10 protein-coding genes are annotated in these 14,519 nt (G+C 66.1%); 4 read left to right on the top strand and 6 right to left on the bottom strand.

The window, feature by feature from the left end:
- Nucleotides 1-10: 10 nt before the first annotated feature.
- Together ACTJK4_RS18310 and ACTJK4_RS18305 are read right to left on the bottom strand one after the other, a co-directional pair.
- Nucleotides 11-1,027, bottom strand: a complete 1,017-nt coding sequence (locus ACTJK4_RS18310; RefSeq protein WP_232039998.1) for a helix-turn-helix domain-containing protein — start codon at nt 1,025-1,027, stop codon at nt 11-13.
- A gap of 87 nt (nt 1,028-1,114) precedes the next feature.
- Nucleotides 1,115-2,632, bottom strand: a complete 1,518-nt coding sequence (locus ACTJK4_RS18305; protein ID WP_440818601.1) for a sensor domain-containing diguanylate cyclase — start codon at nt 2,630-2,632, stop codon at nt 1,115-1,117.
- A 291-nt stretch (nt 2,633-2,923) separates the two neighbouring features.
- Here ACTJK4_RS18305 and ACTJK4_RS18300 point away from each other — a divergent pair, with 291 nt between their 5' ends.
- The 3 genes from ACTJK4_RS18300 to ACTJK4_RS18290 all read left to right on the top strand — a co-directional run bounded on the left by ACTJK4_RS18300 (nt 2,924) and on the right by ACTJK4_RS18290 (nt 7,796).
- A complete protein-coding gene (locus tag ACTJK4_RS18300) occupies nt 2,924-3,118 on the top strand; it encodes a hypothetical protein (RefSeq protein WP_440818600.1) in 195 nt (64 codons plus the stop codon).
- A 284-nt stretch (nt 3,119-3,402) separates the two neighbouring features.
- Complete coding sequence (mprF, locus tag ACTJK4_RS18295; RefSeq protein ID WP_440818599.1) at nt 3,403-6,036, top strand: bifunctional lysylphosphatidylglycerol flippase/synthetase MprF; 2,634 nt, start codon at nt 3,403-3,405, stop codon at nt 6,034-6,036.
- Complete coding sequence (locus ACTJK4_RS18290; RefSeq protein ID WP_440818598.1) at nt 6,033-7,796, top strand: virulence factor family protein; 1,764 nt, start codon at nt 6,033-6,035, stop codon at nt 7,794-7,796. Before mprF ends, ACTJK4_RS18290 begins: the two co-directional genes overlap by 4 nt.
- 38 nt (nt 7,797-7,834) lie before the next feature.
- Here the strand turns inward: ACTJK4_RS18290 and ACTJK4_RS18285 are convergent, their stop codons facing one another.
- The 3 genes from ACTJK4_RS18285 to ACTJK4_RS18275 form a co-directional block, all read right to left on the bottom strand.
- Nucleotides 7,835-9,577, bottom strand: a complete 1,743-nt coding sequence (locus tag ACTJK4_RS18285; protein WP_440818597.1) for a SulP family inorganic anion transporter — start codon at nt 9,575-9,577, stop codon at nt 7,835-7,837.
- Nucleotides 9,578-9,656: 79 nt separating this feature from the next.
- A complete protein-coding gene (locus ACTJK4_RS18280; protein ID WP_440818596.1) occupies nt 9,657-10,232 on the bottom strand; it encodes a sunset domain-containing protein in 576 nt (191 codons plus the stop codon).
- Between the two features lie 209 nt (nt 10,233-10,441).
- Nucleotides 10,442-11,380, bottom strand: coding sequence for a LysR family transcriptional regulator (locus ACTJK4_RS18275; RefSeq protein ID WP_433867774.1), 939 nt, complete (start codon nt 11,378-11,380; stop codon nt 10,442-10,444).
- Nucleotides 11,381-11,492: 112 nt separating this feature from the next.
- Here ACTJK4_RS18275 and ACTJK4_RS18270 point away from each other — a divergent pair, with 112 nt between their 5' ends.
- A complete protein-coding gene (locus ACTJK4_RS18270) occupies nt 11,493-12,242 on the top strand; it encodes an SDR family oxidoreductase (protein ID WP_440818595.1) in 750 nt (249 codons plus the stop codon).
- A 46-nt stretch (nt 12,243-12,288) separates the two neighbouring features.
- On the opposite strand, the gene ACTJK4_RS18265 is transcribed toward ACTJK4_RS18270, so the two are convergent.
- Entirely contained in the window at nt 12,289-14,400 is a 2,112-nt protein-coding gene (locus tag ACTJK4_RS18265) for a TonB-dependent siderophore receptor (protein ID WP_440818594.1), read from the bottom strand.
- Nucleotides 14,401-14,519: the final 119 nt, after the last annotated feature.

The raw sequence follows: 14,519 nt of genomic DNA, 5'->3' as shown, positions 1-14,519 counted from the left end.
CGCGCGCGCTTCAGCGCATCTGCATGACCCAGGTGCGCCAGTCTTTTTGCTGAACGAAGCGCATGGCGGTGGCACGACCTTCGATGGCGAGCATGCGTGTCTCACGCGGTGACATGCCCGAGGCGCGGCGGTACGCGCGCGTGAAGTTCGATGCGTCGGAAAAACCGTAGGTCTGCGCGATTTCGGCCACCGACCGGTGCGTCTGCGAGCGGTCTGCCAGGATCGCGTGGCATTGCCGCAGGCGCTGCATGCGCAGGTAGTTGAAGAAGCCGCCTTCGCGCTCGAACAGCCGGTACAGCGTGGCACGCGAGATGCCGAACTGCACGGCAACCCCCTCGGGCGAAAGTGTGAGATCGGGCAGGTTCTGTTGCACGTGCCGGCAGATCGACGCAAACAGGCTTTCCCTGACGGCCGGCGCACTGGCTTCGGTCACCTGGCAGTTGATGGCGGCCGCCGCCAGTTGCAGCGTGCCCGGCATGACGGCCTGCGCCTCGGCCTCGCTCAATTTCCCGACCGATTGATAGAGCGAGCACAGGTGATCGCGCAGCAGCCCGACCATCGGCGCATCGCCGCGCAGCACGCGCATGCTGAGTTCGTCCGGTGCGCGCAGCAGCGGCGCCAGCAGCCGCCGTGGCACCGCCAGGCTCAGGAATCGGCTGTCGGTCGTGCTGGTGGCGAGCGGCTGTGCAGCATCGACGATGAACAGATCGCCGGGGCGCGTGGCGGTGCCGGTGGCGCCGTCACGCTGTCCGCAACTGCCTTCCAGGTAGTACTGGAGCACGTAGACATCCATGCCGTCGCGCCCGAGCTTGGAGCGGGACCGATCATAGTGCTGTGCCTGCGCGCTGATCATGCCCACACCGGTCTCGCCGCACAGATACGCGTCAACGCTGGCCTGAAAGCCATGCGACTGCGGCGCGGCGGAGCGCGTGTCGAACAGCACGTTGATGGCATCCCGCCACGCCGCAAATTGATGCTCGCGCGGCAGCGCAGACGTATCGAAGTGGGAATGCGGAGGTTTGCTCACGGTGGTTTCCTGAAAGGCCCGTGCATTGTGCAGAAGCGGTGGCTCACGATGGCATGCCCCCAAAGTGGGGTGCCCGAGGGGGCTAGCCTAAACGACCGCCAACTTCGGTCGCTCCTGTCTGGGGATGACCACGTTGCGGCCCGCGGCCTTGGCTTCATACAGGCGCCCGTCGGCCAGGTGGATCAGGTCTTGAACGGTATCGTCGGCCGCAGCGAGGCCAGAGTGGGAAGCCACCCCAATGCTGACCGTCAGCGTGCCGTATGCGCTTCCCGCGTTGGGTTCGTCGGCGCGCAGCACGGCGGTGCGGATGCTCTCGGCCACGCGCAAGGCACCACTGAGGTCTGTATTGGGCAGCACGGCGCAGAACTCTTCGCCGCCATAGCGGCCGGCAAAATCCCCCGGGCGCTTGATGCTGTCGTTGATGCAGCGTGCCACCGTGCGTAGCGCGGTATCGCCGGCGGCATGGCCATACTTGTCGTTGTAGGGTTTGAAGTCGTCCACGTCGATCATCAGCACAGACATCGGGGCGTGGTGGCGATTGGCGCGGCGCCATTCCACGTCCAGTGCAGAGTCCAGCGCGCGGCGCGTGCCGAGCCCGGTCAGGCTGTCGGTATTGGCCAGCAGGTGCAATTGCTGCTCCATCTCGAGCCGCTTGCGTAGTTGCTGCGCGAAAAGCAACGACAGCGCCATGAATACCGCGTCGAGCATCAGCACGGTGCCGCTGATCACCCATGCGCGCTGCCGCCATTCTGCGTAGATGTCTTCGGTGGCGAGGCCAACGGTGACAATCAGCGGGTGGTCGCCGATATGGCGGAAGCTGAACAGGCGCTCGATGCCGTCGAGGCTGGCGACGTCTACGTACGAGCCTTGCGGCGTGAGCAGGCGCTTCTGGAAGGCAACGGCATCGGCCAGGCTGCGGCCGATGAGTTTTTCGCTGTACGGTCGCCGCATGAGCAGCGTACCGTCCGTGCGTATCAGCGTGACGGTTGCGTGGGGCCCCAGGTTGATGCCATCGAATAGCCGGCGGAAGTAGTTCAGGCGCAGCGTGCCGACCACGATGCCGTTGAACTCGCCATGCGGGCCATTCAAGCGCCGGCTCAGGCCGAGCGACGTGTCCAACCCGGTCACGCGCGGCGTAAAGGGCTCGCTGATGTACAGCCCGACATTTGCGGAGCCCCGATGCACCTGGAAGTAGTCACGGTCGCCCAGGTGAATATGCCGCGGCGGCACCGAGCGGGAATCGAAGACCACGTCGCCGACCTTGTTGGTCACCAGCAGGGAGCCCAGGTCTTGCGCGTTGGTCGAGCGGTCGAACAGCACGAGCTGGCGGACGTTGGGCGGCAGTGCCAGCATGGCGGGGTCGCGCACGCCGTCGATCACGGCCTGCAGCGACAGGTCGTACACCTCGATGTTGCGGGCAATGTCGCGTTGCAGGATCAGCGACAGGTTGTCGGCAGCATCGCGCGCGCGGGCCAGCGCGTCCGTACGCATTTCCCAGAGCGAGAGCGCGGTGAACGCGGCCAGCACCAGTGACAGCACCGACGCGCCGATGATCAGCAGGGAGGGGCGTCGCAGGAATGCGCCGGTGGCGCGCTCTAAAGGCATGCGCAGAATTGTGAAAATATTGAAAACGACAGTCTCGATTGTGTACCGGACCCTACCTTCCTACGCAATACTATCTAAGACGTTTTCTGGAAAGAAAACGTTTGCTAATGCCGATCCAGTCCGTTTGTGCAACGTTTTTGTGGGCGCAGGTGTGCGGCTTGCTGAGCATTGCCTGAGTGCCGCACCCGTGGCGCCGGGCACGCTGCCCGCCCGACATATGCCCATCGCACCTTCGTGCAATCGTGTCAGGCCGGCTTTGCCTATTCTGGGTAAGCATCCTTGGAGAACGCCATGCCAGAGCCAGACGATCGCGCCTCACCCACCCCGGCGCCCGCCAACCCGCATCCGCTCGTGGCCGATACGCACGAGGAAGCCCTGCTCGACGAGGGCATTGAAGAAACCTTTCCTGCCAGCGACCCGGTTTCCGTCGATGCCGGCAAGCCCGATGTGCCGCCAAAGGCGCCGGGCAGTGCGCCCAAACCGTAAAATGCAGACCGTGTGTCAACGCATCGGCCGCTTCAGCCGTATTACGTAGGCCACAAACAACGTGCGAATCCAGCACACGCGCCGTTTGAAGCGCGGGTCGCGAGAACACCGGTGTGCGCGACATGCGCGTGCCGGTAGGTCAGGGTCCAATCAAGACGTCGACACCGCGCCGAGCGTGGGCTTGGACGGTTTGGCTTGCCGCGCTCTTCCGCCTTTGCGTGCCTGGATTCGTATATCGCCTCCACCCGGCACTCCGCCAAGCCAGCAGGATTTCGTTTTTCACCATGCCTGACGCCGCGTCCAACGACGCCAGTCCAACATCACGCCGATCACCGGCCCGCACTGCGCCTGACGCGCCCGCCACGCCCGCGCCGTCCGACTCCAGCTTTGGACTCGCCGGCTGGATGGTGATCGGTGTTGTGCTCGTGCTTGGCGCGCTGGTGTTCGACAGCCTGTATGCGCTGCTCGACCATGTGCACTACGCAGACATGGTTGCCGCGCTGCAGGCCACGCCGCGCTCGCACCTGTTGCTGGCCATGCTGGCCACGGCGCTGAGTTACGTCGCCCTGACCGGCTACGACGCGTCCGGCCTGCGCTATGCGGCTGCACATGTCGCACCCGCCACGGTGGCCACGACCTCGTTCATTGCCTATGCGCTGGGCAATACCGTCGGCCTCGGTTCGCTGACGGCGGGGGCGGTGCGCACGCGCCTGTATACAGCGGCAGGGCTTGACCCGGCACGCGTGACAGAGGCGGTGGCCTTTGATGCGGGCGCGCTGGGCGTGTCCACCACGGCCTTTGGGGCGGTCGGGCTGTTGTGGGGTGCCCCGCATATCGCGGCCATTGCGCATTTGCCGGCGGCGTTGCTTGAAGTCGTGGCGTTGCTGGTGCTGGCCGGCGTCGTGGCGTTGTTGGTGCTGTGCATGCGGCGGCGCCACGTGACGCTGTTCGGCCGTTGGGAGATCCGCCTGCCGCCGGCGGGGCTGGCAGCGCGGCAGTTCGCGATCTCTGCGGCGGATATGAGTGCGGCCGCGGCCGCGCTGTGGGTATTGATGCCGGCAGGCGCCGTCGATCTGCCCACGTTTGTCGCGTTCTACGCGCTGGCGGTCACGCTGGGCGTGCTGAGCCAGAGCCCGGGCGGTTTGGGCGTGTTTGAAGCCGTCATTCTGTTGGGCTGCAGCGGCCAGGCGCCGCCGGCAGAGGTTCTGGCCGCGCTGCTGTTCTACCGTGCCATCTATTTCCTGCTGCCGCTGGTCGTGGCTGCCGCCATGCTCGGCGTGTTCGAGTTGCGCTCCGGCGCCGGGGCACCGTTTGGCCGCGCAGCGGTCAAGCTGTCGCCGGGGCTGTTGGCCGCGCTGACGATGGTGGCAGGCGTGATGCTGCTCGTCTCGGGCGTCACCCCCGCCACGGACGAGGCCGAAGACCTCCTGCGCATGCACGTGCCGCTGTTCGTGGTGGAAGCCTCGCACATGATCGGCAGCGTGGCGGGCCTCATCATGCTGTTTGTCGCACGCGGGCTGCTGCACCGGCTGGATGCCGCGTGGTGGGCGGCGCTGGTGCTGTCGCTGCTGACCGGCGTGCTGGCGCTGCCCAAGGGCATTGCCGTGTCGGAGATGGCGGTATTGGTGACGCTGGCGGTGCTGCTCGTCATCTCGCGCCGGCAGTTTGATCGGCCGTCGTCGCTGTTCTCGCAACGGCTGGAGGCGGGGTGGCTGCTCGCCATGCTTTGCGTGTTCGCGGCGTGCGTGTGGATCCTCTTCTTCGCCTACCGCGAGGTCGCCTACGCCAACCAGCTCTGGTGGCAATTTACGTTCGACGGTGATGCGCCGCGCTCCATCCGCGCGCTGATGGCCGTGGCCGTGACCGGCCTCGGGTTCGGCATGCGCCAGCTCTTTCGCAAGGAGCCCGGCGTTACGACCTTCCCGAGCGACGAAGAACTCGCCCGCGCGGCGGAGATCATCCGCAAGCAGCCTGCTGCCGATGCCACGCTCGCGCTGATGGGCGACAAGAGCCTGCTGTTCTCGCCGTCGGGCAACGCGTTCATCATGTATGCCAAGCAGGGGCGCTCGTGGGTGGCGCTGTCCGACCCCGTGGGCGCGCAGCAGGAATGGCCCGAGCTGATCTGGCGCTTTATCGAAATGGCGGATGCGCATGGCGGGCGCGCCGCGTTCTACAAGACGCGCCCGCAGACGCTGTCGCTGTATCTCGACGCGGGGCTGCGCGCCTACAAGCTGGGCGAAGAGGCGTATGTGTCGCTGCCCGAGTTCAGCCTGAAGGGCTCGCGCCGCGCCAACCTGCGCCACGGCGTCACGCGCGGCGAGCGCGAAGGCTTGTCGTTCGAGATCGTCCCCACGGCAGAGGTGCCGACCGTGCTGGACGAATTGCGCACCATCTCCGATGAATGGCTGCGCAACCAGAACGCGCGCGAAAAAGGCTTTTCGCTCGGCGCATTTGACGACCGCTACATCTGTAGCCAGCCCGTGGCCGTGGTGCGCCGTGAGGGCGTCATCCTGGCGTTTGCCACGCTGATGTGTCCAGACGTGCTGCGCATCGAGGCGAGCGTCGACCTGATGCGCTATCGCAGCAATGTGCCGCCGGGCACGATGGATTTCCTGTTCGGCAAGGTCATCCTGCACTTCCAGGCGCAGGGGTATCAGCGTTTCGGTCTGGGGATGGCGCCGATGTCGGGCATGGTTGAGCATCAGCTTGCGCCGCGCTGGCACCGCTTCGGACGGATGATGTTCCGGCATGGCGCGCGCTTCTACAATTTCAGAGGGCTGCGCAATTTCAAAGACAAGTTCGAGCCGGTGTGGGAAGCCCGCTACCTGCTCGCGCGTGGCGGGATTGCGCCGCTGTTCACATTGACGGACGTTGCCGCGCTGATCGGCGGCGGCTTGAAGGGAGTGATCTCCAAATGAGTTGGCAAGCACCGCGCACGCAAGAGGCGCGGCATCGGGGAGTACTACGCAAAGGCTTGCGTTGGGCTGGGCATTTGAGTGCGTTCGGCATGGTGCTGGCCGCGTCCTGGGCCATCGCTGCCGATGCTCCGGCAGCAGCCAAGCCTACGCCCGTGCAAGGTCCGGTGCTGGTGCCGCCCGTCGGCATGACGGGCGCCAGCGGTGTTGTGGCCGCGCCGCCGCGCGGCGACATGCCGCCTCGCCTGCAGATGAGCGCCGCAGCCGTCACCGCCAACAAGGCTGCCAATGGCGGCGTGCTGTCGCTGCCGGTGGTGGCGCCTGCCACGGCCGCGGCGGCGCCCGGCGCCGTCGAGTTCGTCACGCACGGGCGTTTTCGCGATGTGCCGGTCTACAAGCCGAAGGGCGAAATCCGCTCCGTCGTGCTGATGCTCTCGGGTGACCTTGGCTGGACGCCCGCCGCATCGCGCATGGCAGAAAGCCTCGCACAGCAGGGCGCATTGGTGGCCGGTCTGTCCACGCCCGCGCTGTTCGCGAGCCTGGAGGCTGACCTGGGCGATTGCGCCTTCCCCGATGGCGACCTCGAAAACTTCAGCCGTTTCCTGCAGGCCTACGAGAAGGTGCCGGGCTATTACCCGCCCATCCTCGTGGGCGACAACGAAGGCGGGGCGCTGGCCTACGCCATGATTGCCCAGGCGCGTCCGAACATCTTTGCCGCGGCCATGTCGATGGAATTCTGCCCCGTGCTGGAACTTCGCAAGCCGCTATGCAAGGGCGAGGGCGTGCACTTCAGCCGCCGCATGAGCGAGAGCCGCACCACGGCCAAGCGCGTCAAGCCGCCTGAGAATGCCGGGGTGGTACTGCTGCCGGCCACGAAATTGTCTGCGCCGTGGGTGGTGCTGCAATCGGCCACGCCGACGTCGTTTGCACGCCGCTCCGGTCCGCTGTGCGAAGCGCGTGCCACGCAAGCCTTCATCGATACGATTTCGGGGGCGCAATCGGTGGCGTTGCCGGCCGCCGCGTCGGCTGCCAATGCACCGCCGGTGACAGCCAGCGAGCCTTTCAAGACTGCTTTCGCCAAGCTTGTCGCCCAACGCAAACCGCCGCCCCCGCCGCCGCCCGCAGCGGTATCCGACTTGCCGATCATCGAAGTGCCCGCGCAGCCCGGTACATCATCCGAGCTGTTCGCAGTGCTGCTCTCGGGTGACGGCGGTTGGGCCGGGCTCGACAAGGAGGTCGCGGCCGCGCTGTCCAAGTCCGGCGTGCCCGTGGTGGGCATCGATTCGCTGCGCTACTTCTGGACGCCGCGTACGCCAGCCTCCGCCGCCGCCGATATGGATCGCCTCGTGCGCTTTTACGCGGCGCGCTGGAAGAAGCAGAAGGCTTTGCTGATCGGCTATTCGCAGGGCGCAGACGTGCTGCCCTTCATCGTCAACCGGCTGCCGACGGCATCACGCGAGCATGTTGCGCTGGCCGTGATGATGGGCCTGGGCAAGCGTGCCGATTTTGAGTTCCACATGACCAACTGGGTGTCGAGCAGCGCGTCTGGCCTGCCGATCCTGCCCGAGGTGCAGAAGCTGCCGGCGGGCCTGGGCATGTGCATCTACGGCAAGGAAGAGACAGACACCAACTGCCCAGGCCTGGACCCGAAGCAGGTGCAACTCGTGAAGCTGCCTGGCGGCCATCACTTTGATGGCGATTACGCCAAGCTGGCGCGCATCATCCTGGAAGGCGCGCGTGCATCGGGCAACGCCCCGCGCTGATTCGCCGGTTCCGGGGCTGCCGCGCCTCGCGCAGCGTGTTATGCCCCGGCGTTGTCGAGCAGGGGACCGGCCGGTGTGCTGGGCGCTGTCGCGAGCGATTGCACGCATTCGTCCACGCTCAACTCGTGCAGCATCTCCGGACGCAGCGTGTCATTGGCGGCGCGCTGCAACACTGTGAGCGCGCGCGGCTTGAGCCGCACCAGCATCAGTTGCAGGCCGCGCGCCGCACATTCGGCCGCAAAGATGCGCAGCGCCTCGATGGCCGAGCCGTCGACGTCCGGTGTTTCTTCCAGGCTGATCATGACGGTGCGCAGCGCAGGCTCGTGCGGCTGTTGCAGCATGGCGCGCACCGTGCCGAGCACGCGTTCGGTGTTGGCGAAAAACAGCGGCACTTCCGGCCGGACGATCAACACGCCAGGGACGGCCTTGGCTTCCGGGTGCAGAGACACATCGACAAAATCGTGGCTTTCGCGCAGGCGCCCCAGCACGCTCACGTTAGGCTCCGAGAGCTGGCGCAGCGTCAGCAGCAAGCTCACTCCAATGGCCGCCAGCAGCCCATGCAGCACGCCCAGAACCAGTACGGCCAGCAACGCGGCAATCACCACCAGCCGATCGCGGCGCCAGGTCCAGTAAGGCTTGAACACAGCCGGATGCAGCGAATGGCTCACCGCAAAGATCACGATGGCCGCCAGCACCGGCTCGGGAATCCGCGCGAGCTGCGGCAGGAACAACCACACGATCAGCGCCACCACGGCTGCTGCGCACAGCCCGGCCAGACGGGATTGCGCGCCCGCGGCTTCGTTGGCGGACGTGGCTGAATACCCTGCGCCGACGGGCATGCCGTGCAGCAGGCCCGAGAGCAGATTCGCGCAACCCAGCGCGACGAGGTCACGGTTGGCGGAGATGCCATCGCCGTGCTTGAGCGCGAAGTTGCGGATCGAGCCGTAGGACTCGGCATAGAGGATCAACATGAGCGCAAAGCCCAGTTCAGCGCTTTCCATCCATTGCACCCGGTTCAGTGCAGGCACGCCGAAGCTGATGTTCTGCAGGTCGATATGGCCGACCACGGCAATGCCGTAGCTGTGCCAGTCGACCCAGTAGCCGGCCGCGATGGCCAGCACGATGACGACCAGCGTGGCCGGAATGCGCCCCCAGCGCCCGAGGCCGAAGAGCAGGGCGAGCGCGATGGCCCCCAATGTCGTGCTGTACCGGTTGGCGTTGGCCGCACTGGTGATGAGGTCCAGCGCGATGCGTGGCGTGTCGCTGTGGTGCACCGTCACGTCGAGGATCTTGGGCAACTGCTTGACGGCAATCGTCAGCGCCAGCCCGAATGTGAAGCCGCGCAGCACCGGCCGCGCGATGAAATCCGACATGCCGCCCAGCCGCGCCGCGCCGGCAAGGATGAACAGTACGCCCGTTGCGATGATGAGCGCCGCCGCCATCGTGAGCGCCGTCGCGCCGTTACCGCTAGGCTCCGATAGCACCGTCGCAAACAGCACGGCGGCGGATGACGACGTCGCCGAGACAATGGCAAAGCGGCTCGTGCCGACCAGCGAATAGACCACAAGCCCGCACAGCAATGCGATCAGCCCGGCCTGCGGCGGCAGGCTGGCGATGCCTGCGTAGGCAACGGCTTCGGGCAGCAACAGGCCCGCAATCGAGAACCCGGCGATCACGTCACGCACCACGCGCTGCTGTGGCGGTTGTGGCGGTGCATCCAGCGGGGCAAAGCCCTCTGGGTGTTGCAGTGCGGCGGCGGGATGTTCGTTGCTGGGGGGCATGCGATGCGGTGATCAGGCTGAAATGGACGACGCCGCGACCCGGGTGGGCCGCGGCGTGCGGGTTTGCGTCAGGCGTGTCTTACTTGGTACAGGCCTTGCCGCGGCTCGGGCGCATGCCGGCGGCCTTTGCGTCGGCTTCGGTCATGTATTCCCCCTGCTTGGTCTTGCCGTAATAGCGATCGCCCGGGCAGTGATAGACCTTGGTACTGGCATTGGCCCATACCTTGTCGGGGCCGCCGCCGGGGGCAACGGTGCCTGCGGCCGCCGCAGGCTTGGCAGGCATTGCGGCTGCGGGTTTGGCGGCAGGCGCCGGAGCCGGAGCAGCGGCAGGTGCAGCAGGCGCTGCGGCCGCAGGTTTGGCCGGAGCCGGTGCTGCGGCAGGTGCAGCAGGCGCTGCGGCCGCAGGTTTGGCCGGAGCCGGTGCTGCGGGCGCGGCAGCAGGTGCACCGCCTGCGCTGGCTTTCTTGTCGACACCACCATGGCCGCGGCAGGCGCCCTTGAGCGTCGCGCCGCTATACGGGGTGCCATCCTTGCAGACCGCGTGGACGGCTGCCGGGGCCGCTGCCGGTGCGGTGGCGGGCGCGGCGGTGCCCTGCGCAAACGCCGAGCCCATCACCAGTGCACCCATTGAAAACATCAACGCAGACAGTTTCATAACGAGACCCTCAACGAGGCACGGAGATACGTGCGTGATCGATTAACGCTGGCCGACAGCGCGCGTTGACCCACCCGAGGGTTTGTCAGAAGACAAACGTAGCGGCGCTGATCATTCCGCAACAGTCGGCATCGCTTGTGTTGCGCCGACGGGCGATGCGGCGCCGGCGCCATCCCAGCATAGGCAAGAGCACGTGGCCCGGCGAAGTTTCAGGCGAATGCGTCGATCCCCTGGACCAGCCGCTTGGCCATTCGGGGCTGCCGTAGCTGTTCGAGCCACCATTGCAGTGCGCGGCCTTCTCCGTCGCCGTCGCGTTCACCTTTGCCGCTGCGCCAGCCGACGTAGAGCAGGTTGGGCTCGCGCGGATCGGTGGTGCGCTTTTCTACCAGTTCGCCACGCGCGAGCAATGACGACACGCGGTGTCTCGGCAGCCAACCGACGCCCAGGCCGTCGCGTTGGGCCAGCGTCTTGGCACGCATGCTGGGCACGGCCAGCGTAGGTTGCCCGCTGAGCATGCCGTAGGCGCGGCCGGCGGTGGTTCGCGCCGAATCGGCCACCACCACGGCGCGATGCCGGGCGATTTCCTCGCGCGTAAGTGGCGCGTCGATGGCTGCGAGCGGATGCCGTGGCGACACGGCAAACACCCACTCCACCACGCCCAGCTCGAACCACCCGAGGTTCGGGATGGACGGCGGCTCATTCGTGGCCCCGATGACGAGATCGGCTCGGCCATCGCGCAGCGCCTCCCAAGTGCCGGCCAGCACCTCGTGCGTCACGCGTAGCGCCACGCCCGATTGCAGCGCATCAAACGCGTGCATCACGGGCATGAGCGATTCGAACTCCAGCAGCTCGTCCGTCACGATCCACAGGCGGTCTTCCCAACCGTTGGCCACCTGCCGCACGCGTTGTGTCACGCGCGACACATCCTGCGCCAGCCGCGCGGCTTCTTCCGTCAGCAACTGCCCGGCGCGCGTGAGCTGCAGCCGGTAGCGGCGCCGATCAAACAGCAGGGCGTCGAAGCGCTGCTCCAACTGTCGCGCGGCATACGACACGGTCGACGGCGCCTTGCCCAGTTGCGCCGCCGCACGCGACAGGCTGCCCGTTTGCCGGATGGCCTCGAGCAGGGCCAATTCTTCGTCCGTCAACATGTGCAATTCCTTCGAACGTGTTCATCGTCCGGATCGTATGGCAAACCGCTTGCCCGCGTCCACACTGAAGTCACGCGATTGTTCAAGTTCAACTTTCCTACTGGAGGACATCATGAATCGCTTCGAAGGCAAGACCGTTCTGGTCACTGGCGGCAACAGCGGTATTGGCCTGGCAGCCGCCCAGGCATTTGTGCGCGAAGGCGCCCGCGTGGTCATTACCGGCCGGGACGCCGCCGCGCTGGAAACGGCGCGCGCCGCGCTCGGTCACAACGCCATCGCCATCCGCAATGAAACCGGCACCGTGGCCGCCGCACGCGAGCTGACCCGCCAGTTGCTGGAGGCCGGCGTGCGTCTGGATGCCGTGTTCATCAACGCTGGCATGGCCCGGTTTGCCGCCGTCCCGGATGTGGACGAGGCGCTTTGGGACGCCACCTTCAACGCCAATGTGAAGGGCGCGTTCTTCCAGATCCAGGCGCTGCTGCCGATCCTGAACAAGGGCACGTCGATCGTGCTGAACGGCTCCATCAACGCGCACATCGGCATGCCGAATTCATCGGTCTATGCGGCGAGCAAGGCAGCGCTGATCTCGCTGGCGAAGACGCTGTCGTGTGAGCTGGTCGGCTCGGGCATCCGCGTGAATGTGGTCAGCCCCGGTCCGGTGACGACGCCGCTGTACGGCAAGCTTGGGCTGGATGCCGACACGCTGGCCGCCACCGCCGCGCAGATCCAGGGCCAGGTACCGCTGGGCCGCTTCGGTCAGCCGGAAGAGATTGCATCGACCGTGCTGCATCTGTCGGCGCCGGAATCGGCCTTCATTGTTGGCACGGAGATCGTTGCTGACGGCGGCATGAGCCAGCTTTAAGCCCATCCCTTGGCGCGTGTGCCCGATTCGGCTTGGCCGGCCAACGTCAGAAGTTGTGGGTCACGCGCAGTGTCAGCGTGCGGCCGGGCTGAACGGGGATGAAGTTTCCGGACTGCGCGTTGCCGTAAGCGCGGATATTGAAGAGGTTGCGCGCGAAGAGATCGACGCTCCAGGATTTCTGGTGCCAGAAGAGGCTGGTGTCGACGCGCACGAAACCGGGCATGCGAAACGGGGTGTCGCCGTAGCATGGGGCGCCGCGTTGCCCGGTGATGCCAATCCCTGCGCCTGCGCCTTTCAATGGGCCTGCCTGCATGGTGTACGTCGTCCAAACCGCGCCGCTCAGAAATGGCGCTTGCGGCAGGTATCCCGTAGTCAGCGTGCCCGATACGCGAGACAGAGCGACCCACAGCGAAGTGTCCAAGGCCTTGGTGACGGCACCTTGCATCGAGATTTCCAGCCCTTCGCTGCTCTGTTGGGCGATTTGCGTGTCGTAGCCGGCGGGTGCCACATCCACGAGTCTCACGTTGTGCGCATCGATGCGATACAGCGCAGCCTGCGTCGTCAGCCCACGGTTGGCATCTGCCCAGCGCAGACCGGTTTCCAGCTGGCGACTCCGCTCAGGCAACAAGGCTTGGTACGGGTCGAAGTAGCTGGTGTTGAGACGGAAACCGCGCGAGTAATCGGCAAACCAGGCGGTATGCGGCGTGAGCTTGTAGAGCAGGCCCAGCGACGGTGTCCAGGCGGTGCCCTGAAGCTGCGCGCGCGGCAGTTTGGCGACGTAATCATTCACGTACAGGGCGCCGGACAGCTCCCAACGCTCGCCAATGGCAATCTGGTCGCGCACGCGAAACACCGACTGCCGCACCGACTGCGAAACCTGCAGGCCCGGCACGAAGGTGGCCGGCGGCAGTGCGACCGGCGCAAACGGATTCTGGGGCATGAGCGTGGGGGTTGACGCAAAGGCCATGTCCTGCCGCTCGTGGAACTCGTCCCAACCCAGCGTCAGCGCGTGCTCGAACGGCCCGTGTGAGAACTTGCCCGTCAACTCATTTGAGATGGCCCACGCAGTGTTGTCGCTGCGGTCGCCCAGATTGAACGTCAGCGAGGGCGCGGTGTTGTTGATCACCGGGGCCAAATGCCACAGCACGGATTGTTGGCTGAGCGCTTCGTACGTGCCGCGTGAGTGCAACGACCAATCGTCGGAGAGGGTGCGCGATACCTTGTAGTAGCCGCGGCTCGCACGGGACTGCACGTTGTCGTCGGCATTGCCCAGCGGGCTTTGCAGGGCCAGCCGGACCGGTGCGCCATTCAGCGCAAACGTGGCCGGCGGCATGGGTTGACGGCTGGTTGCGGATTCGAGCCCGACCGAGACTTCCGTTGCGGCATCTCGCCAGCCGAGCGCCGCCAGCCCGTAGCTCTTGCGGCGACCGGCGTATCCCGAATCACTGTTAGCCGTCGTGTCCTGCAACGCCACTGTCCGGTAAGACAGGTCGGTCGATCCGATGGGGCCGGCCAGATCCACCACGGCCTTGCGCTCGGCATGCGAGCCGATTTCCACGGTCACCGTTCGCTGCGGCATGACCGCGGGTGCCCTGAGGTTGGCATTGATGGCGCCAACGGCTGTTGGGGTGCCACCGATGTCGGCATGCGCGCCCTTGATCACCGAAACATCTTCGACCGCCTCGACAGGTCGCAGCGAAGCCATCTTGTCGGGCTGACCATCGACCGTGATCTGTCCCGTCATGAAACCCCGGGTGGCGTAGCGGGGGGCGGCCGTGGGATCGAGCGACATGGACGAGACACCGGCCAGCGCCAGGGCATCTCCAATCGACGGCGCATTCTGGCTCGCGAGCAGGTTTCTTGTGAGCGTGCTGACGGCATGGGGCACGCTCGTGATGGGCGTCTCGATGTGCGTGGCGAAGCCGGTTGTGAACGCGGCAAAATCGCTGCCCGTCCTCGCGCGTACCTCGGCGGGCGGCAGGGTCCCGATGTCGCGCGGCGCCTCGGGGGCGCCCACGATGGTCAACGTGTTGTCGGTCAGCGTGGTGAGTTGCAGCCCACTGTTTTTTAGAGCCTGCTCCGCCGCCTGCTGGGCCGACATGGTGCCGCGAACCGGGCCAGCGAACAGGTCTTTCGCAAGGCCGGAGGGAAACGACATGGGCTGTCCGCTCACGCGAGCGATTTCCATCAACACGCGCTCCAAGGGCGCTCGCTCAATGGAGAAATCCCATGTGTCTTGCGGTGCAGCGTGGGCGCTCTGCACAGCGAACAGCGCGG

It is taken from the genome of Ralstonia sp. 22111, assembly GCF_052045895.1.
In the GTDB taxonomy this organism is placed as follows: Bacteria; Pseudomonadota; Gammaproteobacteria; order Burkholderiales; family Burkholderiaceae; genus Ralstonia; species Ralstonia wenshanensis.
This window is presented reverse-complemented; position numbering and strand designations above follow the sequence as displayed.